The sequence below is a fragment of the Halomonas sp. WWR20 genome (genome assembly GCF_054602495.1).
In genome coordinates this window covers 241,286-267,238 of record NZ_JBTRHR010000004.1, presented here as the reverse complement: position 1 = coordinate 267,238, position 25,953 = coordinate 241,286, and the positions used below count along the sequence as shown (strand labels likewise).

The 25,953-nt window shown below is 60.7% G+C and carries 27 protein-coding genes; 10 read left to right on the top strand and 17 right to left on the bottom strand.

Annotated elements, in window-relative coordinates; translation table 11 throughout:
• Positions 1–100: 100 nt before the first annotated feature.
• The 7 genes from ACW4DH_RS09720 (at position 101) to ACW4DH_RS09690 (ending at position 6,263) form a co-directional block, all read left to right on the top strand.
• Entirely contained in the window at positions 101–1,006 is a 906-nt protein-coding gene (locus tag ACW4DH_RS09720; protein WP_459636195.1) for a MalM family protein, read from the top strand.
• 130 nt (positions 1,007–1,136) lie between these two features.
• On the top strand, positions 1,137–1,676 hold the full coding sequence (locus ACW4DH_RS09715) for a YaeQ family protein (protein WP_459636194.1): 540 nt from the start codon (positions 1,137–1,139) through the stop codon (positions 1,674–1,676).
• Positions 1,677–1,896: 220 nt separating this feature from the next.
• Positions 1,897–2,052: a hypothetical protein gene (locus tag ACW4DH_RS09710; protein WP_459636193.1), complete on the top strand. Its 156-nt coding sequence runs from the start codon at positions 1,897–1,899 to the stop codon at positions 2,050–2,052.
• 236 nt (positions 2,053–2,288) lie between these two features.
• A complete protein-coding gene (gene ilvD / locus ACW4DH_RS09705; RefSeq protein WP_459636192.1) occupies positions 2,289–3,986 on the top strand; it encodes a dihydroxy-acid dehydratase in 1,698 nt (565 codons plus the stop codon).
• Positions 3,987–4,395: 409 nt separating this feature from the next.
• Positions 4,396–4,908 (top strand): Hsp20 family protein, encoded by a 513-nt coding sequence (locus ACW4DH_RS09700; RefSeq protein ID WP_459636191.1) that lies wholly within the window; start codon positions 4,396–4,398, stop codon positions 4,906–4,908.
• A 206-nt stretch (positions 4,909–5,114) separates the two neighbouring features.
• On the top strand, positions 5,115–5,693 hold the full coding sequence (locus ACW4DH_RS09695) for a gamma-glutamylcyclotransferase (RefSeq protein WP_459636190.1): 579 nt from the start codon (positions 5,115–5,117) through the stop codon (positions 5,691–5,693).
• 90 nt (positions 5,694–5,783) lie between these two features.
• Positions 5,784–6,263 (top strand): metallophosphoesterase family protein, encoded by a 480-nt coding sequence (locus ACW4DH_RS09690; protein WP_459636189.1) that lies wholly within the window; start codon positions 5,784–5,786, stop codon positions 6,261–6,263.
• Here the strand turns inward: ACW4DH_RS09690 and ACW4DH_RS09685 are convergent.
• Together ACW4DH_RS09685 and ACW4DH_RS09680 are read right to left on the bottom strand one after the other, a co-directional pair.
• A complete protein-coding gene (locus ACW4DH_RS09685) occupies positions 6,244–6,744 on the bottom strand; it encodes a methylated-DNA--[protein]-cysteine S-methyltransferase (RefSeq protein WP_459636188.1) in 501 nt (166 codons plus the stop codon). The genes ACW4DH_RS09690 and ACW4DH_RS09685 overlap by 20 nt on opposite strands.
• A gap of 1 nt (position 6,745) precedes the next feature.
• Positions 6,746–8,104 (bottom strand): DNA-3-methyladenine glycosylase 2 family protein, encoded by a 1,359-nt coding sequence (locus ACW4DH_RS09680; protein WP_459636187.1) that lies wholly within the window; start codon positions 8,102–8,104, stop codon positions 6,746–6,748.
• Positions 8,105–8,332: 228 nt separating this feature from the next.
• Between ACW4DH_RS09680 and ACW4DH_RS09675 the strand changes: the two genes are divergently transcribed.
• The gene (locus ACW4DH_RS09675) at positions 8,333–8,560 is read left to right on the top strand and encodes a DUF3072 domain-containing protein (protein ID WP_459636186.1); all 228 of its coding nucleotides are present in this window, start codon (positions 8,333–8,335) and stop codon (positions 8,558–8,560) included.
• 50 nt (positions 8,561–8,610) lie between these two features.
• Here the strand turns inward: ACW4DH_RS09675 and ACW4DH_RS09670 are convergent, their stop codons facing one another.
• The 3 genes from ACW4DH_RS09670 to ACW4DH_RS09660 all read right to left on the bottom strand — a co-directional run bounded on the left by ACW4DH_RS09670 (position 8,611) and on the right by ACW4DH_RS09660 (position 12,613).
• Positions 8,611–9,987, bottom strand: a complete 1,377-nt coding sequence (locus ACW4DH_RS09670; RefSeq protein WP_459636185.1) for a cytochrome c — start codon at positions 9,985–9,987, stop codon at positions 8,611–8,613.
• Positions 9,988–9,997: 10 nt separating this feature from the next.
• On the bottom strand, positions 9,998–11,782 hold the full coding sequence (locus ACW4DH_RS09665) for a GMC family oxidoreductase (protein WP_459636184.1): 1,785 nt from the start codon (positions 11,780–11,782) through the stop codon (positions 9,998–10,000).
• A 108-nt stretch (positions 11,783–11,890) separates the two neighbouring features.
• Positions 11,891–12,613, bottom strand: a complete 723-nt coding sequence (locus ACW4DH_RS09660; RefSeq protein ID WP_459636183.1) for a gluconate 2-dehydrogenase subunit 3 family protein — start codon at positions 12,611–12,613, stop codon at positions 11,891–11,893.
• 272 nt (positions 12,614–12,885) lie between these two features.
• On the opposite strand from ACW4DH_RS09660, the gene ACW4DH_RS09655 reads away from it, so the two are divergent.
• Positions 12,886–14,109 carry a hypothetical protein gene (locus ACW4DH_RS09655; RefSeq protein WP_459636182.1) on the top strand — a complete coding sequence of 408 codons (1,224 nt, stop codon included), beginning with the start codon at positions 12,886–12,888 and terminating at the stop codon, positions 14,107–14,109.
• Positions 14,110–14,126: 17 nt separating this feature from the next.
• Here ACW4DH_RS09655 and ACW4DH_RS09650 read toward each other — a convergent pair whose 3' ends face one another.
• Positions 14,127–14,579 (bottom strand): hypothetical protein, encoded by a 453-nt coding sequence (locus ACW4DH_RS09650; RefSeq protein ID WP_459636181.1) that lies wholly within the window; start codon positions 14,577–14,579, stop codon positions 14,127–14,129.
• A gap of 351 nt (positions 14,580–14,930) precedes the next feature.
• Here ACW4DH_RS09650 and ACW4DH_RS09645 point away from each other — a divergent pair, with 351 nt between their 5' ends.
• Positions 14,931–15,653 carry a glutamine amidotransferase-related protein gene (locus tag ACW4DH_RS09645; RefSeq protein ID WP_459636180.1) on the top strand — a complete coding sequence of 241 codons (723 nt, stop codon included), beginning with the start codon at positions 14,931–14,933 and terminating at the stop codon, positions 15,651–15,653.
• A 12-nt stretch (positions 15,654–15,665) separates the two neighbouring features.
• On the opposite strand, the gene corA is transcribed toward ACW4DH_RS09645, so the two are convergent.
• The 11 genes from corA to ACW4DH_RS09590 form a co-directional block, all read right to left on the bottom strand.
• Entirely contained in the window at positions 15,666–16,619 is a 954-nt protein-coding gene (gene corA, locus ACW4DH_RS09640; protein ID WP_459636179.1) for a magnesium/cobalt transporter CorA, read from the bottom strand.
• 405 nt (positions 16,620–17,024) lie between these two features.
• A complete protein-coding gene (locus tag ACW4DH_RS09635) occupies positions 17,025–17,795 on the bottom strand; it encodes an ABC transporter substrate-binding protein (protein WP_459636178.1) in 771 nt (256 codons plus the stop codon).
• Between the two features lie 147 nt (positions 17,796–17,942).
• Positions 17,943–18,677: an ABC transporter permease gene (locus tag ACW4DH_RS09630; RefSeq protein WP_459636177.1), complete on the bottom strand. Its 735-nt coding sequence runs from the start codon at positions 18,675–18,677 to the stop codon at positions 17,943–17,945.
• Entirely contained in the window at positions 18,665–19,381 is a 717-nt protein-coding gene (locus tag ACW4DH_RS09625; RefSeq protein WP_459636176.1) for an ABC transporter permease, read from the bottom strand. The genes ACW4DH_RS09630 and ACW4DH_RS09625 overlap by 13 nt, the downstream gene beginning before the upstream one ends.
• 24 nt (positions 19,382–19,405) lie before the next feature.
• Positions 19,406–20,176, bottom strand: a complete 771-nt coding sequence (locus tag ACW4DH_RS09620) for an ABC transporter ATP-binding protein (RefSeq protein WP_459636175.1) — start codon at positions 20,174–20,176, stop codon at positions 19,406–19,408.
• A 263-nt stretch (positions 20,177–20,439) separates the two neighbouring features.
• A complete protein-coding gene (gene astE / locus ACW4DH_RS09615) occupies positions 20,440–21,453 on the bottom strand; it encodes a succinylglutamate desuccinylase (protein WP_459636174.1) in 1,014 nt (337 codons plus the stop codon).
• Position 21,454: 1 nt separating this feature from the next.
• The gene (locus ACW4DH_RS09610) at positions 21,455–22,282 is read right to left on the bottom strand and encodes a 2-oxoadipate dioxygenase/decarboxylase family protein (protein WP_459636173.1); all 828 of its coding nucleotides are present in this window, start codon (positions 22,280–22,282) and stop codon (positions 21,455–21,457) included.
• 152 nt (positions 22,283–22,434) lie between these two features.
• Complete coding sequence (locus ACW4DH_RS09605) at positions 22,435–23,466, bottom strand: SMP-30/gluconolactonase/LRE family protein (RefSeq protein WP_459636172.1); 1,032 nt, start codon at positions 23,464–23,466, stop codon at positions 22,435–22,437.
• A 94-nt stretch (positions 23,467–23,560) separates the two neighbouring features.
• The gene (locus ACW4DH_RS09600) at positions 23,561–24,250 is read right to left on the bottom strand and encodes an SDR family oxidoreductase (RefSeq protein ID WP_459636171.1); all 690 of its coding nucleotides are present in this window, start codon (positions 24,248–24,250) and stop codon (positions 23,561–23,563) included.
• 59 nt (positions 24,251–24,309) lie between these two features.
• Positions 24,310–24,741, bottom strand: coding sequence for a hemerythrin domain-containing protein (locus tag ACW4DH_RS09595; protein ID WP_459636170.1), 432 nt, complete (start codon positions 24,739–24,741; stop codon positions 24,310–24,312).
• Between the two features lie 122 nt (positions 24,742–24,863).
• Positions 24,864–25,937: a tartrate dehydrogenase gene (locus ACW4DH_RS09590; RefSeq protein WP_459636169.1), complete on the bottom strand. Its 1,074-nt coding sequence runs from the start codon at positions 25,935–25,937 to the stop codon at positions 24,864–24,866.
• Positions 25,938–25,953: the final 16 nt, after the last annotated feature.

Below are 25,953 nucleotides of genomic sequence, written 5' to 3'. Positions count from 1 at the left end.
AACGGGGAATCCTCCGTTGGGCCGCATTGCGCGATACCTTCGCTTTGATCGTTGCTTATCGGTGCCTTGTACGAGGCATCGGTTGTTGAGGAGAGACGTTGTGCAAACTCCGCAAAGGCTGATAATCGCCATGAGCCTGGTCCTGATGGGCGGCTGTGCGGCGACCGCTCCAGTGCCTGATACGCCACGCCATGAGGATGCCTGGTTACGCCAGGCCGTTGATTGCTGTCAAACGCTAGCCGGGCTTCCCGCCACACCGTTGGCGTCGCCGGGCGAAGTGACCCTGGCCTTTGGTCCGCACGCACCGGTGCATCGCTTCGAGACCGGCAAAAGCCCTTTTCATGCACTCACGCTGCCGCGTCAGCAAGGCCCCTTGGAGCTTGTCTGGACCAGTGACGTGGCGCGTGATGCCCAGGGGCACTTGAGCGTGTTCGCGCCATCCATACTCGTGCTCGATGAGAGGGGACAGGTGCAACGCCGCTTCGGTTGGCAGGATTTCGTATATCAGCCGGCGAAGGGCCTGCGTCCGGACAGGTTGAGGCTGGCATTTGCCGTGACGCCGGGAGAGGATGCCGACCGGGTCGTGATAATGACCAGCGAGCACGCCCTGGCGAATGACACGCAACTGTTGCACCCGGAGCGTGCCAGGGCACGTGCGCGACACCTGGCCGAGCCTGCGATACGCAATCCGCGGGCCCAGCACCGTGCCCAGGGTGAGGTCGAGTTGACCGTCAAGCCGTTAGGGGAGGGGGAGGGATTGTTGGCTCCCTTGCTGGGCACGTCGAAGACGCGCATGTCCCAGGGAAAGGCAACGGTGACCGAGGCTGATGCAGCTGCGGCGGACGTATCCCCGCCGGCGCTGGAGGGGCTGGATTTCCGGCGCCTGATGCGTGCCGCCCTGGCCGCTGACGATATCGCGTTGGCCATGGAACTCGCCGAACGCGCAGAGCGTGCCGGCGATAGTGGGGCGCGAGCATGGTTGGCCGAGCAACTTCAGGCAAAATGAGCGAGCCCCGTATGCAGGGATGGATAGTGTCGATTCGCTCTCGTGGGAATAAGCCGTGGCTGTGACGCGTTTTTCAAGGTATTTCCAGATAGACTGATGCACTCCTGAACTGTCTGGAAATGCCTGCCTCATGGCCTTGTCTGCTACTCCCTATAAAATTGAACTCAGTCTTACCGATCTCGATCGAGGCGTTTATGACAATCAGCGCTTCACGGTCGCGCGCCATCCCTCGGAAACCGAGGAGCGTCTGGTCGTTCGACTGTTGGCTCACGCGCTGTGGTACGGCGAGCAGCTCGCCTTCGGCCGCGGCTTGTCGGAGGTCGATGAGCCGGCCCTGTGGGAGAAGAGCCTGGACGGTCGCATCCTGCATTGGATCGAGGTCGGCCAGCCCGATGCCGAACGCCTGACTTGGTGTTCGCGACGTGCCGAACGGGTTTCGCTATTGACCTACGGCAGCCTGCGTGTCTGGGAGTCGAAGGTGCTGTCGGCCGTCGCTTCGCTGAATAACCTTCACATTGCCGCACTGCCCCAGGAGCCGCTGGCTGAACTGGCTCGCGAATTACCGAGAGGGCTCAAGTGGAACCTGATGATCAGCGAAGGTACCTTATTCGTCACTGATGAGCGTGGCCAGCACGAGCTACAGCCGCAGTGGCTGAAGGGGGAGCGCTGAATCCTGTTCAGGATCGTCATGGCATCTGCCTGCCTCCGTCGCGGGTCGAATGGGTAGCGGATCGGTGAATTGTCTGATGATGCTACTTACTGAGTAGTAGTTTCATAATGAGGGAACCTGATTCGTGCGCTAGTATCTAAATGAGCAGACCAAGGATGTCCGCCGTCATCATCTTCATACCCCGCGGGCCATTGCCCCGCATATCGTCAAGGAGCGCCCCATGTCCCGACGCCACTCCCGCCCTCAGGAGCCCGAAGTCAAGGCAATTCCGCTCACCGAAGACAAGTCCCGCGATGATCGCTTGTTGGTCGCAGCGCTGGTTGCAGCGGGTGCCGCTGTCGTTTTGACATTGGTTGCGCAGTTCGCCTTGGGCTAGGCGATTCTGGGATAGCCAGCCAGCAAACCTCGCAGGGAAGATTCCCGGACCCGTGCCAAAAGCACGGGTTTTGTTTTGTGTTCGGGATGTCCGGCGCGGTTCTCATCCGGGCCGGTCGTGGATGTCCACATCCAGCCAGGATGACCCGTGTGCAGCAGACGTCTTGCATCGAGCTGCATCTGGCGGCCAAGATCGCATTAACCTGACCTGACCCAAAATCGTATGAGACCGATGACATGAGCGATGAACAGACCCCGCAATACGATAAACGCCGCCGCCACTCCGGCCCGGTCGTCGACGGCCCGGGTAAGGCCGCCAGTCGCGCCATGCTGCGTGCGGTAGGCTTTACCGATGAGGATTTTCACAAGCCGCAGGTCGGTATCGCTTCGACCTGGAGTCGTGTCACTCCCTGCAATAGCCACATCAATATTCTCGCTGATGAGGCTAGCGCCGGCGCCGACGAGGCCGGTGGCAAGGGCGTGGTGTTCAACACCATTACCATCAGCGATGGTATCGCCAACGGTACCGAGGGCATGAAGTATTCGATGGTGTCGCGCGAGGTAATTGCCGACTCGATCGAAACGGTGGCCGGCTGCGAGGGCTTCGACGGCCTGGTCGCGGTGGGTGGCTGCGACAAGAACATGCCGGGCTGCATGATGGGGCTGGCGCGGCTCAACCGCCCCAGCATCTTCGTGTATGGCGGTACTATCCTGCCGGGCGCGGGACATACCGATATCGTCTCGGTGTTCGAGGCGATGGGGGCCCACTCCCAGGGCAACATGTCGCTGATCGACGTCAAGCAGATCGAAGAGACGGCGATTCCCGGTCCCGGCTCCTGCGGCGGCATGTACACCGCCAATACCATGGCGTCGGCGATCGAGGCGCTGGGCATGAGCCTGCCCGGCAGCTCGGCGCAAAATGCCGTTTCCGACACCAAACGCGACGACAGCCGCGCCGCCGGTGCCGCCGTGCTCAAGCTACTCGAGCGCGACATCAAACCGTCGGATATCATGACGCGTCAAGCATTCGAAAACGCCGTTACCGTGGTGATCGCCCTGGGAGGCTCGACCAACGCGGTACTGCACCTGATCGCCATGGCCAACACCATCGGTGTCGAGCTGAGGCTGAATGATTTTACCGAGATCGGCAAGCGCGTGCCGGTGGTCGCCGACCTGCGCCCCAGCGGCCATTACATGATGAGCGAGCTGGTGGCGATCGGGGGCATCCAGCCGTTGATGAAGAATCTGCTCGACGCCGGACTGCTGCACGGAGACTGCCTGACAGTGACCGGCAAGACGCTGGCCGAGAACCTCGCCGAGGTGGCACCCTACCCGGATGATCAGAATATCATCGCTCCACTCGACAAGCCGCTCAAGGCGCAGAGCCACCTGCGCATTCTTTACGGCAATCTCGCTCCCGAAGGGGCGGTGGCCAAGATTACCGGCAAGGAGGGCACCCGCTTTACCGGACGCGCCCGGGTATTCGGCTCGGAGGAGGAAGCACAGGCACGTATCAATGACGGCACGGTGGTGGCCGGCGATGTGCTGGTGATCCGCTACGAAGGGCCACGCGGCGGTCCCGGGATGCGCGAGATGCTGACACCGACTTCGGCGATCATGGGGCGTGGGCTGGGCAACGACGTAGCGCTGATTACCGATGGGCGCTTCTCCGGCGGCAGCCACGGCTTCGTGGTCGGCCACATTACGCCGGAGGCGTTCAATGGCGGGCCGATCGCGCTGATCGAAGATGGCGATGAGATCACCATCGACGCCGAGGCCGATTCGCTGACGGTCAATCTCAGCAATGACGAACTGTTGCGCCGACGCACTGCCTGGCAGCAACCCGCGCCGCGCTATACCCGCGGCGCGTTGGCCAAATATGCGCGAACGGTCAGCTCGGCGTCGCTTGGAGCAGTGACGGACCTGCCCGAGTAACGCCAACGCCCATTAATATCCCGATACCATGCCCGTATGCCTCGCTAGTGGCTGCGGACATGGTTCGGTAGCTAACGCCTTCCTTGCCCGCTTTCCGGCAGACAGCCTTCGCCAAGTGATTCTGCGTTGCCACAAGCGACGCAGTGCCATACTCGCCCCCGGCAAATAGCCAAGAGACACCTGTTGAAAACGGGCAGACAGTTCCCACTATTACCAGCCGCATGGGAAAGATGAAATGGCATTCGCGAAGCCAGGACAAATTTTTCGCCTGGCCCTTGAAATTTTTCTTGAAGCTACTATTTAACATAATGCCTGGGGCAGGTGCCGAAAGGCAGGGCCCGAGGCGGTAAACGCCACCCGAGTGGGTTTGCCAATTGTAGAGCTTCGCTGATAAATCAGGAGGTTTGTCATGAATACCATGTCACTATCACCGCTTTTCCGTCGCAGTATTGGTTTCGACCGTCTCAATGACCTGTTCGAATATGCGATGCAAAGCGATGCGCCCAGCTATCCGCCATATAACGTCGAGAAGCGCGGCGAGAACGACTATCAGATCGTGATCGCCGCGGCGGGCTTCGCCAAAGACGAACTCAACGTCGACGTCGAGAATCGCGTGCTGACCATCAGTAGCGTCAAGCCCGACACGGCCGATAATGCCCAGGTGACCTATCTGCATCGGGGCATCGCTCAGCGTGCCTTCAAACTCTCGTTCCGCCTGGACGAGAATATCGAGGTGCAGGGCGCACGGCTCGAAAATGGTCTGCTGGTTGTCGATCTGCTACGCGTGGTGCCGGAAGAGCAACGCCCACGTCAGATCCCGATCAACGCTCAGACGGCTCAGTCACAACAGCGTCTTAGCGATCAGTCGGCCAATAGCGCCGAGCAGCAGTTCACTGAAGCTCGGGCCGAAGCCACCGCCTAAGTCGCCCTGAGCGCCTCCGGCCCAGTGCCGTAGGCTAGGGTAGAACAGGACCTCGCCATCATGGCGGGGTCTTTTTTTGCCTGCCGGGATGCGTGCAAATAGATGCGGATTCATCGTCTTTCATGGCGATACGAGGCTGTAAAGGGTGCGTTATAGTGGTCACTCAGTCATTCCAACGTAACTTGGCCGAGGAGACGAGCGCTTCCATGTCTGTCAACACCATCGATATCAACCGGTTGATGACTCACTTCGATGGTCATGACCAAGTCTGGCTGTTCGGTTACGGCTCCTTGATCTACAAGGCGGATTTTCCCTACGTGACGCGCCGGGCTGCCAGCATCACCGGCTGGGCGCGGCGCTTCTGGCAGGGGTCGCACGATCATCGCGGCACGCCGGAAGCTCCGGGGCGCGTGGTCACGTTGATTCCCGAGAAAGATAGCCTCTGCATCGGTATGGCGTATCTCGTCACGCCCGAAGTCTTCGAGCATCTCGATCATCGCGAAAAGAACGGCTATCTACGTCTGGTCATGCCCCTGCGCTTCGATGACGGTGACGAGGTCGAAGGGCTGGTATATATCGCTGCCGAGGATAACGCGGCGTGGCTGGGGCCGGCGCCGGAGTATGAGCTGGCCCGGCAGATTGCATGTTCGACGGGGCCGAGCGGTCCCAATCGGGATTATCTGCTCTATCTGGCCGACGCGCTACGCGAACTCGGCCATCAGGATGACCATGTGTTCGCCCTCGAAAGGCATCTTCGCGAAGTTGAAATGTCGCCCGTCGAGTAGCCATGCCGTTGAGCTGACATTAACGCGTTATCGAATTGCGCCTTGCGGTGTACGCTGGTGACAGCACACCGCCGCATGCAAGGAAATGCCATGTCCGAGCCGACCCCAAGCTTCGATCTCGATTCTCCAGTCGGAGTGATCGCCGACACTCACGGTCTGCTGCGCGAGGAGGCCGTCTCGGCGCTGCAGGGGTGCGAGCTGATCGTGCATCTGGGCGACGTGGGAGATGAAGTGATTCTTGCACGTCTCGCTGACATGGCGCCGCTGTTTACCGTGCGCGGCAATATCGACACTCAGCCATGGGCCGAGCGCCTCCCCGCCACACAGGCTCTCATCGTCAACGGTTGGCGGCTGCACTTGGTGCACAATATCGCTGATTATGCCGATGAACCTTGCGATGCCGTGCTTCACGGCCATTCCCACAAACCACGCAACGAGTGGGTGGGGAATCGGTTGCTGTTCAACCCCGGAGGTGCCGGCAAGCGGCGCTTCAAGCTGCCGATCACCCTGGGCAAGTTATGGGTCAATGAGCAGTGCCTGCGTGGCGAGATCATTCCGCTGCTGTCATGAGCTGAGTCTGACTTCCAGAAAACCGTTGTTCATGGTGCAGCAGCCACTGCTTGCGTTCCAGCCCGCCGGCATAGCCGGTCAGCTTGCCGCTACTGCCGATCACGCGATGGCAAGGCACGATGATCGACAGCGGGTTGCGGCCATTGGCAGCGCCCACGGCACGATGGCTCCTGGGGCAGCCGATATCGATCGAAATCGCCGCATAGCTGCATGTCTGTCCGTAGGGCACTTGGCGCAGTCGACTCCATACCCGTTGCTGAAAGGCAGTGCCCTGAGGCGTCAGCGGCACGTCGAAGACGTGGCGCCTGCCCTGGAAATACTCCGTAAGCTGCGTCTTGCAGCGCTCGATCAGGGCATGCCCCCGCACCGCGGTGGCCGGCTCGTCGACGAAGAGAATATGGGTGATCCCCGCGTCACTGGCGCGTATCTCCAGCAGCCCGAGGGAAGGCTCCGAGGGTAGGGCGAGATAGTCTATGTACATGTCAGCGATTCCAGAGTTGGAAGGTGAGATAACTGCGCCAGGGTGAGGCGTTGTCTGGCGAGGCGTCGCCCAGTTCACCGAGCGCTTTCCTGACGCCGAGGTCGCCGCCCAGCCAGATATCCGGGTGGCTGGCGCCACGCATCCTGGCGTAGTCCACCGTCCATTGGCCGATGCCCTTCAGTGCCAGCCAGCGAGTGGCGTCCTGCGGCGTTTCATTCGTTAGATACCCTTCGGCGAAGCGGTGAAGCGTTTCGCGGCGTGAGCCCGGCATCTTCAGGAACGCGAGATCACTGCCTGCGATGCGGGCGGGGTCGGGAAAGTACCGCCGCCGCTCATCGAGCGGCTCGCCCAACCGGTTGACCAGTGTCTGTACCAGGCGTTGTGCCGCCATGATCGATACTTGCTGACCGAGGATTGCCCGGACACCGGCCTCGAAAAGACTCCAGATGCCCGGCAGGCGCAACCCCTCGATCAACGACAGGCCAGGAACCGCCCGGGCCAGATGCCTTTCGATCGTTCGGGTATCCGCGTCCAGATCGAGCATCCGGCGGATATTGGCCACCACGCCTTGCATGGCCGAGAGATCGTCGATCTCCAGCGCGACCAGAAAGCGATGATGTAACGGGTCGTGAGTGGCGGTGAAATGTCCTCTGGACTGCTGCCAGACGAAGCTGCGACCGTAATGATCGTCCCCGGTCCACTCCATGCCCTCGATCAGGCGCTTGGCCAGGAAACCTTGCAGCGCTTCCCAGTGATAAGGCGGACGATAGGCGAGCTGAAGTACCAGTTCCTTGGCGTGGGGTGTGGATTCTCGGCGAACTTGGCCAGGGCTGAGTTCCATACGCTTGCTGAAGCAATCATTGAAACGTCGCAGGCTGCGAAAGCCGCTGGCATAGGCCACCTCAGTCACCGACAGGCGAGTCTGATGCAGCAATTGCTTGGCGAACAGGCATTGGTGATAGAGGGCATATGTCTTGGGCGAGACGCCGAAACGCCGTTGGAATAGCTGACGCAGGTAACGGTCACTGATTCCCAGGCGTTCACTGAGCTGATAGAGGGAGCCATCCTGCAGGGCGCCTGCATCGATCAAGCGCAGCGCACGCTCGAGCGTCGTGTCCACACCCTTCCAGGCCGGCGAGCCGGGAGTGCTCTCCGGCCGGCAGCGCAGGCAAGGGCGGTAGCCGGCCCGGGCCGCTTCCATGGCCGTAAAGTAATACTCCACGTTGTATTCATGGGGAGGCGTTGCCGGACACACCGGGCGGCAGTAAATCCCGGTGGTCGTCACGGCGGTGAAGAAGTGGCCGTCGAAGCGCGCATCACGCGACAGACGGGCCTGACGGCAAATATCCCGATCCAGCACGGCAGTATTCCGGTGGTGAGGGTATGCTCCAGTGTAAGGCGGTGCGGGAAAATGACTAGCCGGAATCGGAACTCGCGATCAGAGCCGACCCTCGCTGGAGAAGCCGTGACGTGACCGCTCCCGCACTGACAGACGGGATGGTGTGGTCTATATTTTTATCCAGTTTAACACGGTGCGATCACGCTGATGTCGTGCTCGATATGCCCACGAGTAATCCGGGAGGTAACGATGACGGATCATCCCAAGAATGAGCCCGAGACGGACAACAGCAACCTGCAGAAGGATCCGGAAAGCTGGACGACCGGTGACGAGGCCATGACCGGTGCCCAGAAATCCTATCTACAGACGCTGTGCGAGGAGGCCGGGGTCGAGTTCGACGAAAACCTGACCAAGGCCGAAGCCTCCAAACGCATCGACGAGCTTCAGGACAAGACCGGGCGCGGAACGCACGGTTAGCGCATTCAATGCCTGAGCCGTGTGGCCCCTTTCGGGGCCATCGGCGCTACCTACCAGTTGGGCTCGCCGATCACTGGGCCTTCCAGCTCGCTGCGGACTTCCGCCACCTGATCGGCACTGACTTCGTCAGCGTCATTGTCCCAGGCACTCCGCAGGAAGGTCGCCAGACGGGCCACTTCGTCATCATCGAGCCGCCAGGCGAAGCCGGGCATGGGGATGGTCATGGGCGCGCGCTGTGTCGAGGGCATCTTCGCGCCGGCCAGAATCACATGAATCAGCGCCGTGGGATTGTCGGCATTGAGCATGGGATTGCCATTGAGCTGCGGGAAAACCCGTGAGGCACCGCGGCCATCGGTGAAGTGGCAGGCGTTGCAGTTGTCCAGATACAGCCGTTCCCCGGAATCCACTGCGACCTTGGCGGTTTCGAGTGTCCTTTCCGTCGATGTCCTGGGCGCGTCGTCCACGGCGGCGGTCATGGGTGGCGGTTGGGTCGAGTCGTCGGGCGCGTTGGAGGCAGTAACAGGCTGTACGCTGTCAGCAGCCAACGACTTGAGGTAGCGTGCCATGGCATTCAAGTCGTCATCGCTGAGGTAAGCGAGACTGTGCTCAATGACGGGTGCCATTTCGCCGGTGGCGGCGCTATAGGCGTTACGCCCCGTGCCGAGATAGTCGACCAGTTCCGTCACTGACCAGTCTTCGACGCCATGGATCTTTTCGCGGCCTTCCGTATCGCTCACCCCGCCGCGCAGGCTCGGTGCCAGCCAGCCTTCCAGCTCGGCACCCCTCAGGTAATCCTCGTCCGTACCGTTGAAGCCTTTGAGTTGATAGAGTATCCCTCGTGGTGTGTGACAGCTCCCGCAGTGGCCCAGCCCCTGTACCAGATACGCGCCTCGGTTAAGCTCCTCGTCCCAATCCTCCCTCGGCGTGAAGGGCTCGGCATCCGGTGCGAAGGCCCAGTTCCAGAGCGATAGCCCCCAACGCATGCTGAACGGCCAACTGAGATCCGTCTGCGGCGGCTGTTCGCTGACCGGTTCGACGCCTTCCATGAAATAGGCATACAACGCGTCGACATCCTCGTCGCTGAGCTTTGCATAGGAAGGATAGGGCATGGCCGGGTAGAGATTGGCGCCATCCTTGCGCTTGCCTTGGCGCAGGGCCTTGGCGAAATCCTCCCGCGAATAGTCGCCGATTCCCGCCTGCTTGTCGGGCGTGATGTTGGTGGAATAGATATTGCCGAAGGGGCTGAGCAGCGACAGGCCTCCGGCATAGGGCTCGCCGTCCGGTGCCGTGTGGCAGGCGATGCAATCCCCTGCGCGTGCCAGGTATTCCCCCCGATCGATCAGTGCTTGATCCGCTGCCCAGGTTGGCGCCTGGAGCAGCCCCGCCCCGATCCCCAGCAATCCCACGGACACGATGGTGTGTTTCATTATCGTCTCCCTATGCCTGAACCAATGGTCGCGGGTCTTTGAGATATTGCTCGCGAATCGCCTTGGCCGACCAGTAGGTTAGTGCGGCAACGGTACCGGTGGGGTTGTGTTGCATGTTCTGGGGAAAGGCGCTGGCGCCCATCACGAACAGGTTGGGGACATCCCAGTGCTGAAGATAACGATTGAGTACCGAAGTCGAGGGGTCGGTGCCCATCACTGCGCCGCCCACCAGATGGGTGGACTGGTAGCGGGTGGCGTCATAGTGATCGCCACCGCCATAGATACTCTCGGTGTGATAGGTGGGGTTCAGTTCCTTGACGATCTCGCGCATGCGCTCGCCCATGAAAGCCGTCATGCGCAGGTCATTGTCGTGGAAGTCGTAAGTCATGCGCAGCAGCGGATCGCCATGCGGGTCCGTGTAGTTGGGGTCCAGGTCGAGATAGCAGTCCCGGTACGACATGTTGGTGCCGGTGGTGCCGAGCATCATGTGATGACCATAGTGAGCCTTGGCCTGCTTCTTCCATTCGCTGCCCCACGCCGGTGTGTCGGGGGGGACCCGAACACCCGAAATCGCTCCGGCCGGGCCCTGGGTCGTGTAGATGTAGGAGCCGCCGAAGAAGCCGTGCTTGGCGGTATCGAAAGTGTCCGGGCTGAAGTCGTCGATGACTTGTCCGCTGCCGCCGGCATGGACGAAAGGATTGAAGTGCTTGTCCTCGAAATACATGTCCATGGAACCGGTCACCTGGTAGGAGAAGTTGCGTCCCACCACACCGGTATTGCTGGTGGGATCGTAGGGCTTGCCGAGTTTCGACATCAGTAGCAACCAGACATTGGTCAACGGGAAGGCGGCAAGCACAACCATCTCCGCGGGCTGAAGGATTTCGTTGCCGTCCTTGTCCACATAGAGCACGCCGGTGGCTTTTCTGCCCGTCGAGTCGGTAACGATGCGGCGGACTTCACAGTTGGCGCGGTAATTGAAGTTCTCGCGCTGCTTGAGACGGTCCAGGATGCAGCATTGTGGCGATGCCTTCGAATAGTTGAGGCAACCGTAGTTGCTGCAGTAGCCGCAGAAATTGCACGGGCCGAGCTGCATGCCGTAGGGGTTGGTCCACGCCTGGGAGACGTTGGCGGAAGGGTAGGGATACGGGTGCCAGCCAAGGTTGCGGGTCGCCTCGGTGAACAGCGCATCGGCATGTGTGCGCGGTAGAGGAGGCAAGGGAAACGGATTCTGACGCGGCCCCTCGAAGGGATTGCCGCCCGGCTGAATTTCACCGCGCAGGTTGCCGGCCTGTCCCGAAAGGCCGCAGACTTTCTCGAAAAAGTCGTAGTGCGGTTCCAGTTCGTCGTAGCTGACCCCGTAGTCCTGGATGGTCATGTCTTCAGGCAGGAATCCCGGCTCGAAACGCTCATTCGCGAAACTCTTTAGCTCCAGCTCGACCGGTGTTGCGCGATACAGCACGCCGGTCCAGTGCACGCCTGCTCCACCCACCCCATCGCCTGGGTGGAACGACTGCCAGCGGCGTTGAGGAAGCGCCATGTCGTTCATGCCGTTGCGAATGGTCAGCGCCGATTGGGAGGGACGTTGCAGAAGCTTCAGACGTACTCCGTAGGTCAGCTCATCGGCGGGCTTGGGATAGGCAAAATCTTCATTGGTACGATCCGGGCCCCGCTCCAGGGCGAGAACGTTAAGTCCGGCATCGGTCAGTTCCATGCCCATGATGGCACCTGTCCACCCGAGCCCGATAATGACGACATCGACAGGCTCCTTGCGCGTGGCGCGTTTCAGGTCTGCCATGGTTCTCTCCTTGTAAGGCAGGAAGCCGGAACCGTCTGACGCGGTCTCTCGGCAAGACATCTGGATGGTTGGCACCGATTGAGGTGCCTGGGGCATCGAGCCGTCGGGCTAGCCGCGCTCGCCGGAAAGGCTGACCGGTCCCAACGGATATTCGACTCCATGTTGAGGCACCCACTCCAGGAAGTTGGCGCGGGCGCCGGGAAATCCGAGCATCTTCCATGCCGCCATATGCTTGTTGCCGCCATGGATCGGGTCCGCGAAGTAGCCTTCCTTGGTATTGGTCAGCAGAAATTCGAAGAAGATGCCGGCGGGCAGGGTGGGCTCGTCGTACTGGGCGAAATCAATGCTGTCGCTTTCCAGATCGGCCAGAATGGCGTCACGCTGAACGGTATCCAGGGCGGCGAAGGACTGGCCATGCTCGGCCTGGCAGTAGCGCTCGGTGGCCCGGATGCCGTGCTGGTAGAGTTCGGCGGGAGTAAAGGGCAGCTGATAGCCTTGTGCCGCTGATGCATCGGTCACGAAAGGGCCTTGCATGTACCAGTCCGCTGCCTTGCCATAGTCACCCTGAAGTTCACGATCGATGAATACCGGCACGTTGGTTTCCAGGGCGCCGGGGCCGGTATCGTCGGAGGGGATCAACCGGTCGCAGGCGGCGAGAACGAACCGCCACTCCTGTGGCGAGAAGAATTCCGGTTGGTAGTCGGCAAGGGAGATATCGGGCGTCTTGGACTGAGCAAACACCGCTCTTGCCGTCAGGGTGACGGAAGGGATAACCAGCAGCGAGCCCTTCACGAAATTTCGGCGTGAAGGATCTTTAAGCGTTTCATTCACGACGTTTCTCCTTGGCACGTGTCGCCTGGGCATGCCCGGTACTAGCGCTTGTATGGGCGTATGTTTATTGTTTTTTCGACTTCGAAAGGCAGATAAACAACCACTAATTAAAAAACCTAGCACATGCGCCATTAGCTGTCAGGAAGGTAGGCTGTCCGGCTTAGTGTGACCGTATGTAAAGAAAAGCTTGCGTCGGTGCGTAGGGAATGTGTATCGCCTTTGCCGATCAGTTTTGCCAGACTGCCCAATCCACCGCCTCTCCGAGAGCCATCATGCCTACTCGTGCCCTTTTCGCCCCGACTCTGCTGCTTGATGCCGCCTATCTAACAGGCTTCCTGTTCGTTTTTACCTGGCCATGGCTCAGTTACGCCCTGTTGTTGGGGATTGCCGTGGGGATCGCGGCGGCATTGCGCTGGCTTGGCTTGCCGCTGCAGAACTTCTGGCAGGTGATGATGCTGGTGGGCAGCGCGATCATGCCAAGCACATCATGGTTGGCGGCATGGCGAACGAAGCGGACCATGGCCGATGCCGGGACGCAGGATGCCGGGACGCAGGATGCCGGGCAAACGGCGGAGCTGGCGTCTTCCCGCGGGCCAGTAGAGTGGGGCGCTCGCAAGCGCCTTGCGCTGGGCGTCGTGCTGGGCATGGCGCTGGTGGCCTGCGCCAGCGGGTTTCTCGAGCAGCGCGTGGTGGGGCCGGCGGTAGCGCCCGCCGAGCAGGTGGCAGAGGGCACGCTCAAACGCTCGCTGCTGCTCGCTTCGGCCTCTTACGCGTCGGCACGGCTGATCGACCGCGGCGTCGCCCTGGTATCGGAGGCCGAGATCAGCCTGCCCTTCGTGGGTGGGGTGTCGGTCAAGCCGGGTCAGGTGTTCAAACCGCTGCAGGACATGGCAGAGCGCTATTCCGATGTCATGGTGATATCCATGGCGTCGATCGGCATTCAATCGGTGCTGATGGAGCTCGGCCAGGTCATCGGCGTGACGCTACTCGGCAGTGTGCTGATCGCGGCTCTGATGCTGGCGCTAGCGCTGCCTGGAGGATGGTCGCTGCGCCTGATGATCCTGGCACGTGCCTCCTTGATGCTGCTGATCATGGTGCGTATCGCGGTTCCGCTGGCGATTCTCGGTGTCAGCGTGATCTCGGATGCGGTACTCGAAGAGCGTCGGCAGTCGGCTCAGCAGGAGCTGAACCTGGCGACGGCGGAACTGCAGGCGGCGGATGTCGCCACCGAAGGAGACGACGAGGCTGGGCTGATCACTTGGTTGCGTGATATGCAGGACCAGACCGCTGATATGGCACTCAGCGTGCGTCAGTTCTCCGACGGAATGGTGGAGCGTTTCATCCAACTGCTGGTGGTTTATGTGCTGGAGACGCTGCTGCTGCCACTGTTGATGCTGTTGGTACTGTGGCGTGCGACGCGGGCGTTTCTGATGCCGGCGGCTCAGGTAGTGCGACTCGAGACATCACGAACGTCACGAGAGCTGCGCCAGCTGTAAGAGCGGATATGCCGGACTTATGGCCGGCACTTGACCCGGCTGACCAGGGCAATGCGTTTGCGGACCTCGACCAGGTAAACGTTCTCGCCGGGGCGCAGGGGGGGATCCTGAGGATCGATCAGCCAGATGGGGCGCCAGGTGGCGTGATGGATGACGCCCAGCGTCCCGTCGCTCTGGCGGCGCGACACGATCACGCTCTCGCCGGCTCCGCTTGTCGGGGGGGGAAGTCGGGCTGATCTGCGCCGTTGCAAAAGGCGGCGCCGAATCATGGGCAGTGCCAACAGGATCAGGCTGCTGCCGGCAAAACTGGCCACCTGGAGAGAGAAAGGCACATTCTGAAGGGCCAGTAAGGCCACCAGCAGGGCACAGACGCCCAGGACGAGGAGGTTGTATCGCCGGATCAGGAATTCGAGAATGAGGCAACCGGCCCCGAGCACTGTCCAGCCATAAATCGTATTGATGCTTTCCATAAATCCCCTGACACCTAAGGGCGAAGAAACTGCACCGGCGCAGGCCGTATCTGTCTATTCGCGTCGTACTATTTGTTTATCGGCTACCCCTTATCCTAAGTTTAATAAAGAGAGCCTGAAAGGGCAGTTGCTGGGTTCGGCCTTTGCGGCGTTGAGTCTCGATACCCTTACCTTAAGGGTTAACCTATTATAAGAATCGTTTTGGCGGTTCTATACCCTCGATATGTATCGTTATGTCGTGATGTCGTAGAAACGTGTTGTAAATACCGTTGGACATGAGGCTTTGTCGGTGTTCATGTCCGGTCCATGCGCAAGGTGTCTTCCCGCTCAGGATTCAAGGAGAAACAAAGCATGCAGATCGGCCTGCTGCAGTGCGACGATGTGGCTGAAGAGCTGCAGTCTCGCCATGGCAACTACCCTGAAATGTTCGAACGAATGTTCACTGCGCTCGACCCGACGCTGGAGTTTTGCGTCTGGCGCTGTCATGCAGGAGATATTCCGACGCAGGTCGACACCGTGGATGCCTGGGTCATCAGCGGCTCCAAGTTCGGAGTCAATGACGGCGATGCCTGGATCGAGGCGCTGTGCGGCTTCGTGCGGCAGCTCTGGGCCGCCCGCAAACCGCTGGTAGGGGTCTGCTTCGGCCATCAGCTCATCGCTCGGGCGCTGGGCGGGGAAGTGGTCAAATGTGCACGAGGCTGGGGAGTCGGCATGTCGTTCAATCGTCTCGTCAGCCGAGCCGAGTGGATGGAGCCCTGGCAGGAGGGGCTGGATTTGGTGGTCAGTCATCAGGACCAAGTGCTGCGCCTGCCCCAAGGCGCTAATGTACTTGCCGAGAGCGATTTCTGTCCGTTCTATCTGATTCAAGTTGGCGAGACCTTTTTGGGTATCCAGGGACATCCGGAGTTCACCCGGGCCTACTCGGCAGATCTGATCAACCTGCGCCGCGATAGCCTTCCCGATAATCGCGTGCGCGAAGGCCTGACTTCACTCAACGCGGGCGTCGACGATCAGTTGATGGCACGTTGGATACTCAATTTCATGCACTGGGCGTTACGTCAACGCGGCGCCTAGTGGCATGCATCCCTACAGCCAATTCTTGTGCTTGAAATACAGATAGGGCGAGACTCCGGCGGCTACCATCAGACCTAGAGCGAAGGGGTAGCCCAACGGCCAGGAGAGTTCAGGCATGTGTTCGAAGTTCATGCCATAGATACTGGCCACCAGCGTCGGCGGTAGAAAGACCACTGCGGCGATCGAGAAAATCTTGATGATCTGGTTCTGCTGGATGTTGATGAACCCCTGGGTGGAATCCATCAGGAAGTTGATCTTGTCGAACAGAAAGGTGGTGTGGGTCATCAGGGTTTCGACGTCACGCATCACTTCGCGGGCGATATCCTGTAACTCGCTGCTGCCGCGCAGATTGCGCATCAGGAAGGAGACCGAGCGCTGGGTGTCCATCAGACATAGCCGGATCTTGCCATTGCTATCCTCCAGCTTGGCGAGCTGATCTACGGCGTCTTCCAGATCGGCGTCCTCATCCTCGAGCACCAGATGGCTGACGTCTTCGAGCTTGCGGTGAATGTCTTCCAGGGTATCGGCGAGATTTTCCACTTTCTGATCGAAGATGGTCAGCAGCAGTTCCTGTGCCGAGCCGGCCTCGACTTGGCCGTTGCGGGCGCGCATGCGCAGCAGGCGGAAATCGGCCAGGTCGCAATCGCGAAAGCTGATCAACCGTTCGGGCTGGAGAATGAACGCTACGGTGCTGGTGCCGTGGCGTCCCTCGCTTTGGGAGAGGAACAGCGAGTGCACGTGAATGCCATCGGCGTCGACGAAATAACGTGCCGACGATTCGATCTCCTCGACATCCTGGGACGCCGGAAGCTCATCGGCCAGAAAGGCATTGAGCAGTTCGCGCTCCTCTTCACTGGGCTCGTTGGCATCGATCCATGTCGCGCTGGCCAGGCTATCCGAGAGAGCCCGTTCCTTATCCGTGACGTCCTGAATGGTGTTTCCGTTAAGCTGAAACGTCCGAATCATAAGCAAAGGCTCCAAGAAAAATAACAAAGCGGGACTCGTGCATGCTGCCATCGACAGTGGGCGGCATATTCTGTTCCGCGATACCGCAAGGCTTGACGGCAGCGGCCTGAGCGCTACGTGCACAGGCAGAACCACGGCATTGGCGGGATTCCCCAGAGGCGCGGATGGCGCTTGGATAACCCCCTGGCAGGCTGCGGGCTTGCGTCTCCAGTATGAATCATGGCCTCGAGGAGTGATGAAATACGCCAACTTATGCGAATGACATTTCACCCATGGCCAATTTCCTTTAAAAACATACGATAACGATAGACAAGCGCGGCTGACACGGCAATACGGGCAAGGTGCGGCGGGGAGGTAAACGCAACACGCCCCCGGATGGGGGCGTGCATGATGGCGGAGTGGTGCTTACTTGCGATTGTCGTTGCCGAAGTACTTCTGATAGATCTCGTCGTAGGTGCCGTTATCCTTCAGCGTCGCCAGGGCCTGGTTGAATTTTTCGGCCAGTTCCTGGTCACGCTTGCGAAAGGCGATCCCGAACCCCTCGCCGAAATACTTCTTGGGCTCGGTGATCATCGAGCCCACTGTCTTGTAATTGCCCTGCTGGCTGTCGAGCAGAGTGGATTTGCCGACCGGGAAATCGAGGAAGGCAATGTCCACACGGCCCGAGTCCATGTCGAGCACCAGATCGTCAGCGGTGGTATAGCGGCTGATGTCGGCCACGTCGCCGAACATGTCGGTCACGTAGTTGTCCTGCAGGGTGCCGCGCTGCACGCCGATGGTCTTGCCCTCGAGCGTTTCCTTGTAAGGCGCCTCGATAGCGCTGTCGGTGGGCACGAACCAGGCGGAGGGCGGGCTGAAGTAGGGGTCGGAGAATAGCACCGTCTGCCGACGTTCCTCATTGATGGTCATCGACGACATGATGGCATTGTACTTGCGTGCCATCAGGCCGGGAATGATGCCGTCCCACGCCTGCACCACCCATTCGCACTCGGCGCCGATCTCGGCGCAGAGGGCATTGCCCAGTTCGATATCGAAGCCGGTCAGCTCGCCCTCGGGAGTGCGGTATTCCATGGGCTCGTAGGGGACATCGACGCCGATGCGTAGCGAGTCCTGAGCCTGAGCGCCGCCGGCAAGGATCGCCGCACCGAGCAGCGTGATGGAAAGTAGCTTTTTCATTGTGATGGTTTCCCTGATGGAGTCGGCGAAGTAGGCATTGACATCCGCCGCGATGCTGAAGTTGACCTGGACACGTTAGCGCAGAGCGCGTCCTACCGGAAGGGGGGAGCCCTTCTCCGTGGGGCACGCGCTCTAATTTATGTGCCGTCAGGCGCTTCTGAGATGCGCCAGCAAGCGCTTCTCCAGAAAACGGAACAGATAGAGAATGGCAAACGTCAGGCACAGGTAGATGAGCGCGACGAACAGGAATGCATCGAAAGGCGCATAGTAGCGTGCATAAACGAAGCGCGCCGCCCCGGTGAGATCCATGATCGTGACCACGCTGGCAATGGCGCTGGCGTGCAACATGAAGATCACTTCGTTGCCATAGGCCGGCAGCGCTCGGCGAAACGCGCTGGGCAGAATGATCCGACGCATCATCAGGCGTCGCGACATACCATAGGCGCGGGCCGCCTCGATCTCGCCCTTGGCCGTCGCCTTGATCGCGCCATGGAAGATTTCCGTGGTGTAGGCCGCGGTATTCAGCGTGAAGGCAATCAGCGCCGGGTAGAATGGCTTTTCCAGCACCAGCCATAACCAGGTATCCTGAATGTCGTCGATGAACACCACGCCGTAGTAGATGAGATAGAGCTGAATCAGCAGCGGCGTGCCGCGAAACACATAGGTATAGAAAAAGATGGGCCACTTGATCCACTTGCGCCGCGATCCCCGGGCGATGGCCAGCGGCACCGCCATCACCAGGCCGATGACCAGCGACAGGAAGACCAGATGCACGGTGGTGACCAAGCCGTCCCAGTAGTAGCCCAGGGTCTGCGCGGTGAAGATCACGTTGCCCGCGAGCAGGTCGGTGAACCAGGCCTGCAGGGCGCTTAGTTGTTCCATTGCTGCTCCCCCCCGAAGCCAACGTTGTAGCGTTTCTGCAGGCGCGAGAAGCCCCACTCGGACACGCTGGCAATCAGCAGGTAGATCACCGCTACCGGAATCAGGAAAGTGAAGGGCTCGTGGGTGGCCTTGGAGGCTTCGGCAGCCACACGCACCATATCGGTCAGGCCGATCACCGAGACCAGGGCGGTAGTCTTGAGCAGCACCATCCAGTTGTTGGAAAGCCCGGGCAGGGCATGGCGCATCATCAACGGGAAGCGAATACGCCGGAACACCAGCCAGTCGGACATGCCATAGGCGCGCCCGGCCTCGATCTGGTTGCTGTCCACGGCCAGGAAGGCACCGCGAAAGGTCTCACCCATGTAGGCACCGAAGATCAGGCCGATGGTCACCACACCGGCAATGAACTCATTGATATTGATAAAAATATCCACGCCGAACTGATTGTAGAGCACATCGGTAACGGCATTGATGCCCATCTGGCCGCCGAAGAACAGTAACAGCATCAGCACCAGATCCGGCACACCGCGGATGATGGTGGTGTAAAGCGTGCCGATACAATGCAATAACCAGTTGCGCGACATCTTGGCGCTGGCCGTAAGCAGGCCGAGTATCAGCGACACCAGTAGGGAGAGCACTGCCAATTCGAGCGTCACCCAGGCGCCTTCGAGCAGGCGGGGGCCGTAGCCATGCAGGTCGATCATGTGGGATTTCTCCTGTCGGATGGCTCAGTACTTGGGTGCCAGGAACTGTTTGAGACGGTCCGACTTGGGCGCGAGGAGTACTTCTTTGGGGGGCCCCATTTCCTCGATCACGCCTTGATGGAGATAGATCACCTGGCTGGAGACGTCGCGGGCGAAGCTCATTTCGTGGGTCACTACCACCATGGTGCGTCCTTCCTCTGCCAAGTCATGCATGACGCGCAGCACGTCACCGACCAGCTCCGGGTCGAGGGCGGAGGTGGGCTCGTCGAATAGCATCACTTCCGGCTCCATGGCCAAGGCGCGGGCAATGGCGCCACGCTGCTGCTGGCCACCGGACATCTGCATCGGGTAGTAGTCGGCGCGCTCCAGCAGGCCGACCCTGTCGAGCAGGGCGCGACCGTGATCGATGGCCTCCCTGCGCGACTTGCCGAGAACATGAATGGGCGCCTCGGTGACATTCTCGAGCAGGGTCATGTGAGCCCAGAGATTGAAGTTCTGGAACACCATCGACAGCTTGGCGCGGATACGCTCCACCTGTTTCCAGTCGGCGGGCTCGCGGCCATGCCGGGTCTGCTTGAAGCGTATCGCTTCGCCATGTACCAGCAACTCGCCTTCGTCGGGCTGCTCGAGCAGATTCATGCAGCGCAGAAAGGTACTTTTACCGGACCCCGAGGCGCCGATCAGCGTGATGACGTCGCCTTGATGGGCCTTGAGAGACAGGCCCTTGAGGACTTCGTGGTTACCGAAGCGCTTCTTGAGATCGCGCACTTCGAGAGGAATAGGCGTATCGGCCATTGAATGGCTCCAGACGTGGATGGGGACAAGGCTTGGCATTGCGGAGCTTACTCGTTCCGTCTCGTTCAAGCCTGACGTCGCTGGCGCGAAAAAGGGGCGATTCTATCAGGCCAGGACGAGCCAACCAGAGTCCGTGCTATCTGTCATTATACGACTTTGGTCTAAAATGTGTGCCAGGAACTGCATAGAGACATCCTTCGGTTATTGTCGTTATGTCGGCTTCCCGCCGCTTTGAGGTGTTTCTCGGAGTGGACTGGGCGGTATCAGTTCTCCCCTGGGGGAGTGGGTGGAGGTGGCGTGCTGGGTCTGACCAGCAGGGCCGCACGCGCGCCGAGTTCCACCTGGGCATTGGGAAAGACGACCGCAAGCGGGGCTTCCCGGACGATGAAGTCGCCGGCCTGCGCGTCCTCGGCCAGCCGGGTGCCGACGGGAAATTCGGTGAAGTTCGGCGTGTCGTCGGCGAAGCACAGCCGGAAATCTTCGGCTTCACGCATCAACTCGACGGCGACCCGAAAGAAAGTCAGGGATTCGGGCGCAGCCTCGGGAGGCCGTCGACCTTCGATCAGGGCTGCCAGCAGTCGGCTCATCGGGCGCAGCGCGGTAAGATCGTTATCGCCGAAGGGTTGCACCTTGCCGAGCTCCAGCGTAAACGCTTGGGCTGCGTGATAATGCTTGGAATAGTGGGAGAATGTCCAGCTGGGCTGGTGTTGATGAAGCACTGCCTGCATGTCGGCAGCGGCCAGCCAGCACCATTGTTCGGACTCGGTGGCGGTTGCTGCGAACGGCTCCACGGCGAAGCGCGGATAGCGGCTGTCGCGAATGGCGGTATGCAGGTCGTAATGCAGACGCGGCAGCTGTTGCCCGGCGTAGAAGGCATCGACCGCCGCCATCAGCTCGCGGGCACGCGCCGGCTCATCGCCTGGGGGGGCGTCAGTGGCGTTCGGTTCACGCCGGAAGAGTCGGTTGAGGTTGGTTTCGCAAAAGCGCTTGCCGGCCCGCAACGCGGGGGGATTGCCCAGAATGACCAGCACGGGGGCACCCAGGCGGATCAGGCCCGCTTCGAGACGCGCGAGCAGTTCGCCGACCAGTTCGATGGGGGCCGTCTCGTTGCCATGAATACCGATGGAAATTACGCAGGCGCGGGCATGTTCGGTGGGCCGCTCGGGGATCAGCTCGAGAATGCCCGGTGCCCGCAGGGCGTAATGGCCTCCCGGCACGCGGCCCCGACGCGCGGGCGTTGCATCCTCCAGCGTTAGCGCCAGCCAGTCATCCAGCATGTCAGCGTGCCGCACCTGAATCGGCCGAGCCCTGGTCGTAGGTCGACTCGAATATCTTGTCGGCGCTGGCGGCGACGAATCCCTGATAGAGTTCGCCATTCTGATCGCGGTAGCGCTTGGCGAACTCGTAGTAGCAGGTGGCAATCTCCTTGACCTGGCCGTCGGCGAACGTGAACGGCTGGCGATCGGCCAGCGTCGAGCCCTGCTCCAGCATCACCTCGGGAGAGCCCTTGACGCGTCCGCCCGACTCATTGATGCCCAGTCCCAGCGATTCCACCTTGGCTAACACCTTCTCGATGCTGTCATAGGTCTGGAAGTGGTTGACGCTGATGGTGAAGTGGTTGGTACGCAGGCCGATGATCGACAACCAGGCGGCGTACTCGCTCTCCGCCATCAAGGCCTGGTAGTCCTCGTAGCTCGGCGCGTCCCACAGGCGTCCGGCCCATAGCACGTCGGCTTTCATCATGCGCTGCGGATCGACCTGAGCGACCAGATTATCGATGATGGCGCGAGCGCTTGCCGAGAGCTCGTCGCACTTGAGCTCGGAAAGGAACACCCGTGGCTGGTCCGCCTCGGGCGGAAGGTAGCCGTAGGCGCGCAGTTTCTTTTCCTTGAAATCGTAGGGGGCGAAGCGGGTGTAACCCAGCGCCAGCAGGTGCGGCTCGAGCGACTCGAGGGTGATGGGGCCTCGGTCGAAGGTTCGAAAGGCCACATGATCGTTGACGATGGTTTCGCCTTCGCTGACGAAGGCATCATGGATATGCTGCGCCTGCGGCGTCATGGCGACGTAGTCGTTCCACAACTGTTCGAAGAATGTCTGGCGGTCCATATCTCGCACCTGTGTGGTTAGCGGCTGGCAATTCGTGTCTGCCTTACCTTACGAATGCCGAGCCCGACGGCAAGAGGCGACGTCGGGCTGATGAAAATGTTCGGCTCCACGATGAAAACCGGGCAGGCGGACTACGGCGTAGGTCGTAGGGTTCAGACGCCGCGGGCGCCGGTATACAGCGTGTACACCGATTGACTGGCGGTCATGAACAGGCGGTTGCGGTCCTCGCCGATGAAGCACAAGTTGGAGCAGACCTCGGGCAGCAGTATACGGCCGAGCAGCTCGCCCTTGGGGGAGAAAATCGCTACACCATCGATGCCTTCGCCACCCGAAGCACTGCTCCAGATGTTGCCTTGAACATCGCAGGTCAGGCCGTCGAAAGAGGTGTCGTGACTCGAGACGAGCTCATGGCGGTCGTTCAGTGAGCGGCCGTCTTCGCCCAGTGTCCAGCGTATGATCCTGGCGGGCTGTTGAGGGAAGTGCGACGGTGCGGTATCGCTGATGTACAGTGTCTTGCCATCCGCCGCCAGCGTGATGCCATTGGGCTTGTAAATGTCCTGCGTCAGCAGCAGCGGCTCCTCCAGGGTATCGTCGACGTAGTAGACGGCAGGCTTGAGTTCGAGAGGGCGTTTCTTGCCTTCATAGTCGGCATGGGCGCCATACCCCGGGTCGGTGAATATGATGCCGCCCTCGGGCAGGGCCACCAAGTCGTTGGGAGCGTTGAGGGGGCGGCCCTGGTACTGCTCAGCGAGAACGCTGGTGGAGCCGTCCCACTCGTAGCGCACGACCCGAGCAGGCGAATGCTCACAGGCCACCAGTCGCCCCCATGGGTCGAAAGTGTTGCCGTTGGAATGTCCGACCTTTTCGCGCAGCACGCTGGTTTCGCCGGTAGCTTCGTCCCAGCGCATCTGTCGGGCGCGCGGAATATCGCTGAACACGACGTAGCGGCCCACGGCGTTCCAGGCGGGGCCTTCTACCCATAAGCCACCCGACCAGTGTCGCTCCAGCGGCGTGTTGAAGAGGTAGAACTCCCGGAAGCGCTCGTCCATGACCTCCCAGGCGCTGTCAGGGTAGCGTTCGGGCTGAGGGCGCAGCGGAAAATCGGCGGCGAGCAGACGTGGAGCTGCGGCCGTGGCGAGCAGGGCGGTGGAAGCGGTAAGGAACTGACGACGTTCAATTTTCATGAGAGTCTCACTGGCGTTGTTGTTAGCTGAGAAGATATCGCTGGATCGCAGACCGCAACGGAATGCCATCGACATGGCATTCCGGAGGGCAGCGCTATTCTTCCTTGGGCGTGGGGCGTACCAGAATCTCATTGACGTCGACCCGGCGCGGCTGGGAGACAGCGTACATCACTGCGTGGGCGATATCCTCGTCGACCAGGGCATTTTCCGGCGGTGCGTCGAAGAACGCGGTATCGACCATGCCTGGCTCGATCAGCGTGACGCGGATACCGGTGCCGCGCAGTTCCTCGCGCAGGTTGTAACCGATGCCCGAGACCGCCCACTTGGTGGCGCTGTACATGGAGCCCGGAATCGTCGTGCGCCCGGCAGCGGAGCCGGTCAGCAACATGTGCCCGCGGCTCTTCCTGAGGGCCGGCAGGGTGGCCTGAACGGTCAGGCCAACGCCATAGACGTTGGTCAGGATCATCTTGCGCCACACCTCGGGGTCCGCTTCGCTGAAACCGCCGGGGGCGCCTGGCATACCGGCGTTGGCGAATACCGCGTCGATCTGGCCGAAGTGATCGAGCACTTGGCGCACCATCGTCTGCTGGGCCTCCATGTCGGTGACGTCGCAAGGCACGCCAAGCGCGCGGTCTGTACCCCCGAGTTCTTCGACCAGCGCTTTCAGCTTGTCGGTGGAGCGTGCCGCCAGGGCGACACGATAGCCGGCCTGAGAGGCTTGCCGGGCAGTGGCGGCGCCAATGCCGCTGGATGCGCCGGTAATCAGAAATACGGGGTCGCTCATGAATACCTCCGGGTAGGCAATACAAATGTTCTTGAAGCCGCAGGGCGGAATGCGACGGTCTAGAGCTCGGCCTGCATTTCGCGTAAATAGCGCTTGGCCATGGAAGTCTGCTGTTGTTCGCTCAGCGTGCTGCCGACCAGGGCGAACACCTCCTGTTCCTCATCATCCAGGTCACGGGTCACCCAGTGCTTGAGCTGCTCGGCCGAGGCCAGCCACTCATCGCTATGCAGGTTGGCGCTGTCCAGTGCCTCGACGAGTTCATCGATCTCATGGTGCTGCGCCACGCACTGGCGCGCCTTGCGCTGGGTGAGGTCGAACTCCAGCATGGCGGCGTACAGGGCGCGTTCCTTGGCGTTGAGATGTTTCATCAGCAGACTCTTGGCCTGGCAAAAGCAATCGGTACGCTCCTTGCCGGTGGGAGTGTTCACCAACTGCTCGAGCAGCGTGCGCAGCTTGTCATGATCGGCTTGCAGTGCTTCAAAGATAGTCATTCTTTGCCCTCCTTGTTGGCGTGAATCGTCCTGAATAGACGTGGCATGTCTCATGGCGCCGGTATGGCCTCGGGGAGACGACAGCAACGGCAGCGCGCAAGGCGACCGCCTCCTGGTCTCGTCTACACGGCCTCGGCAATCGCCTGGCCCAATAACCGGGTGGTGCCCTTGCCCTTGAGGTCCGGTGTCAGCGGCGCCGTTTGCGGCCCCTGTGCCAATACCGACTCGATCGCCTCGAGAATCGCCTGGCCAGCTTCTTGATAGCCTAGATGCTCGAGCATCATTGCGCCGCACCAGATCTGGCCGATGGGGTTGGCAATGCCCAGGCCGGCGATGTCCGGTGCGCTGCCGTGCACCGGCTCGAACAGGCTGGGAAAATGCCCCTCGGGATTGATGTTGGCCGACGGCGCGACGCCGATGGTGCCGGTACAGGCGGGGCCCAGGTCGGAGAGAATGTCGCCGAACAGGTTGCTGGCGACGACGACGTCGAACCAGTCGGGATGCAGCACGAAGTTGGCGGCCAGAATGTCGATATGGAACTGGTCGGTGGTGACGTCCGGGTAGGTTTTGGCCATGGCCTTAAACCGCTCGTCCCAGTAGGGCATGGTGATGGAAATGCCGTTGGACTTGGTGGCTGAGGTCAGCGAATGGCGTGGACGGCGCGAGGCCAGTTCGAAGGCGTACTTGAGAACCCGGTCGACACCGACACGGGTCATCACGGTTTCCTGCATCACCACTTCGCGTTCGGTGCCCTCGAATATCTTGCCGCCGATGCTCGAATATTCGCCTTCGGTGTTCTCGCGGACCACGTAGAAGTCGATATCGCCGGGTTGGCGATTGGCCAGAGGGCTGTCGATGCCCGGCATCAGCCGACACGGGCGCAAGTTGATGTACTGATCGAAACTGCGGCGAAACTGTAGCAGCGAGCCCCATAGCGAAATGTGATCGGGCACTTTCTCCGGCCAGCCCACGGCACCGAAGTAGATGGCGTCGAATCCCGAGAGGATCTCGAACCAGTCGTTGGGCAGCATCTGGCCATGCTCGAGATAATAGTCGCAACTGGCAAAATCGAAGTGGGTGAAGTCCAGTGCAATGTCGAAACGCCGGGCGGCGGCTTCGAGCACGCGCAGCCCCTCGGGAATCACTTCGGTACCGATGCCGTCACCGGCAATCACTGCGATCTTGTGGGAAGCCATGAAATTCTCCTGAGCG

What these genes read in the sequence shown, in the direction of transcription:
- ACW4DH_RS09715 (WP_459636194.1), top strand. Translation starts at nt 1,137, where the DNA reads ATGGCCTTGTCTGCTACTCCCTATAAAATTGAACTCAGTCTTACCGAT.
- ACW4DH_RS09710 (WP_459636193.1), top strand. Translation starts at nt 1,897, where the DNA reads ATGTCCCGACGCCACTCCCGCCCTCAGGAGCCCGAAGTCAAGGCAATT.
- ilvD (WP_459636192.1), top strand. Translation starts at nt 2,289, where the DNA reads ATGAGCGATGAACAGACCCCGCAATACGATAAACGCCGCCGCCACTCC.
- ACW4DH_RS09700 (WP_459636191.1), top strand. Translation starts at nt 4,396, where the DNA reads ATGAATACCATGTCACTATCACCGCTTTTCCGTCGCAGTATTGGTTTC.
- ACW4DH_RS09695 (WP_459636190.1), top strand. Translation starts at nt 5,115, where the DNA reads ATGTCTGTCAACACCATCGATATCAACCGGTTGATGACTCACTTCGAT.
- ACW4DH_RS09690 (WP_459636189.1), top strand. Translation starts at nt 5,784, where the DNA reads ATGTCCGAGCCGACCCCAAGCTTCGATCTCGATTCTCCAGTCGGAGTG.
- ACW4DH_RS09685 (WP_459636188.1), bottom strand. Translation starts at nt 6,744, where the DNA reads ATGTACATAGACTATCTCGCCCTACCCTCGGAGCCTTCCCTCGGGCTG.
- ACW4DH_RS09675 (WP_459636186.1), top strand. Translation starts at nt 8,333, where the DNA reads ATGACGGATCATCCCAAGAATGAGCCCGAGACGGACAACAGCAACCTG.
- ACW4DH_RS09670 (WP_459636185.1), bottom strand. Translation starts at nt 9,987, where the DNA reads ATGAAACACACCATCGTGTCCGTGGGATTGCTGGGGATCGGGGCGGGG.
- ACW4DH_RS09665 (WP_459636184.1), bottom strand. Translation starts at nt 11,782, where the DNA reads ATGGCAGACCTGAAACGCGCCACGCGCAAGGAGCCTGTCGATGTCGTC.
- ACW4DH_RS09655 (WP_459636182.1), top strand. Translation starts at nt 12,886, where the DNA reads ATGCCTACTCGTGCCCTTTTCGCCCCGACTCTGCTGCTTGATGCCGCC.
- ACW4DH_RS09650 (WP_459636181.1), bottom strand. Translation starts at nt 14,579, where the DNA reads ATGGAAAGCATCAATACGATTTATGGCTGGACAGTGCTCGGGGCCGGT.
- ACW4DH_RS09645 (WP_459636180.1), top strand. Translation starts at nt 14,931, where the DNA reads ATGCAGATCGGCCTGCTGCAGTGCGACGATGTGGCTGAAGAGCTGCAG.
- corA (WP_459636179.1), bottom strand. Translation starts at nt 16,619, where the DNA reads ATGATTCGGACGTTTCAGCTTAACGGAAACACCATTCAGGACGTCACG.
- ACW4DH_RS09635 (WP_459636178.1), bottom strand. Translation starts at nt 17,795, where the DNA reads ATGAAAAAGCTACTTTCCATCACGCTGCTCGGTGCGGCGATCCTTGCC.
- ACW4DH_RS09630 (WP_459636177.1), bottom strand. Translation starts at nt 18,677, where the DNA reads ATGGAACAACTAAGCGCCCTGCAGGCCTGGTTCACCGACCTGCTCGCG.
- ACW4DH_RS09625 (WP_459636176.1), bottom strand. Translation starts at nt 19,381, where the DNA reads ATGATCGACCTGCATGGCTACGGCCCCCGCCTGCTCGAAGGCGCCTGG.
- ACW4DH_RS09620 (WP_459636175.1), bottom strand. Translation starts at nt 20,176, where the DNA reads ATGGCCGATACGCCTATTCCTCTCGAAGTGCGCGATCTCAAGAAGCGC.
- astE (WP_459636174.1), bottom strand. Translation starts at nt 21,453, where the DNA reads ATGCTGGATGACTGGCTGGCGCTAACGCTGGAGGATGCAACGCCCGCG.
- ACW4DH_RS09610 (WP_459636173.1), bottom strand. Translation starts at nt 22,282, where the DNA reads ATGGACCGCCAGACATTCTTCGAACAGTTGTGGAACGACTACGTCGCC.
- ACW4DH_RS09605 (WP_459636172.1), bottom strand. Translation starts at nt 23,466, where the DNA reads ATGAAAATTGAACGTCGTCAGTTCCTTACCGCTTCCACCGCCCTGCTC.
- ACW4DH_RS09600 (WP_459636171.1), bottom strand. Translation starts at nt 24,250, where the DNA reads ATGAGCGACCCCGTATTTCTGATTACCGGCGCATCCAGCGGCATTGGC.
- ACW4DH_RS09595 (WP_459636170.1), bottom strand. Translation starts at nt 24,741, where the DNA reads ATGACTATCTTTGAAGCACTGCAAGCCGATCATGACAAGCTGCGCACG.
- ACW4DH_RS09590 (WP_459636169.1), bottom strand. Translation starts at nt 25,937, where the DNA reads ATGGCTTCCCACAAGATCGCAGTGATTGCCGGTGACGGCATCGGTACC.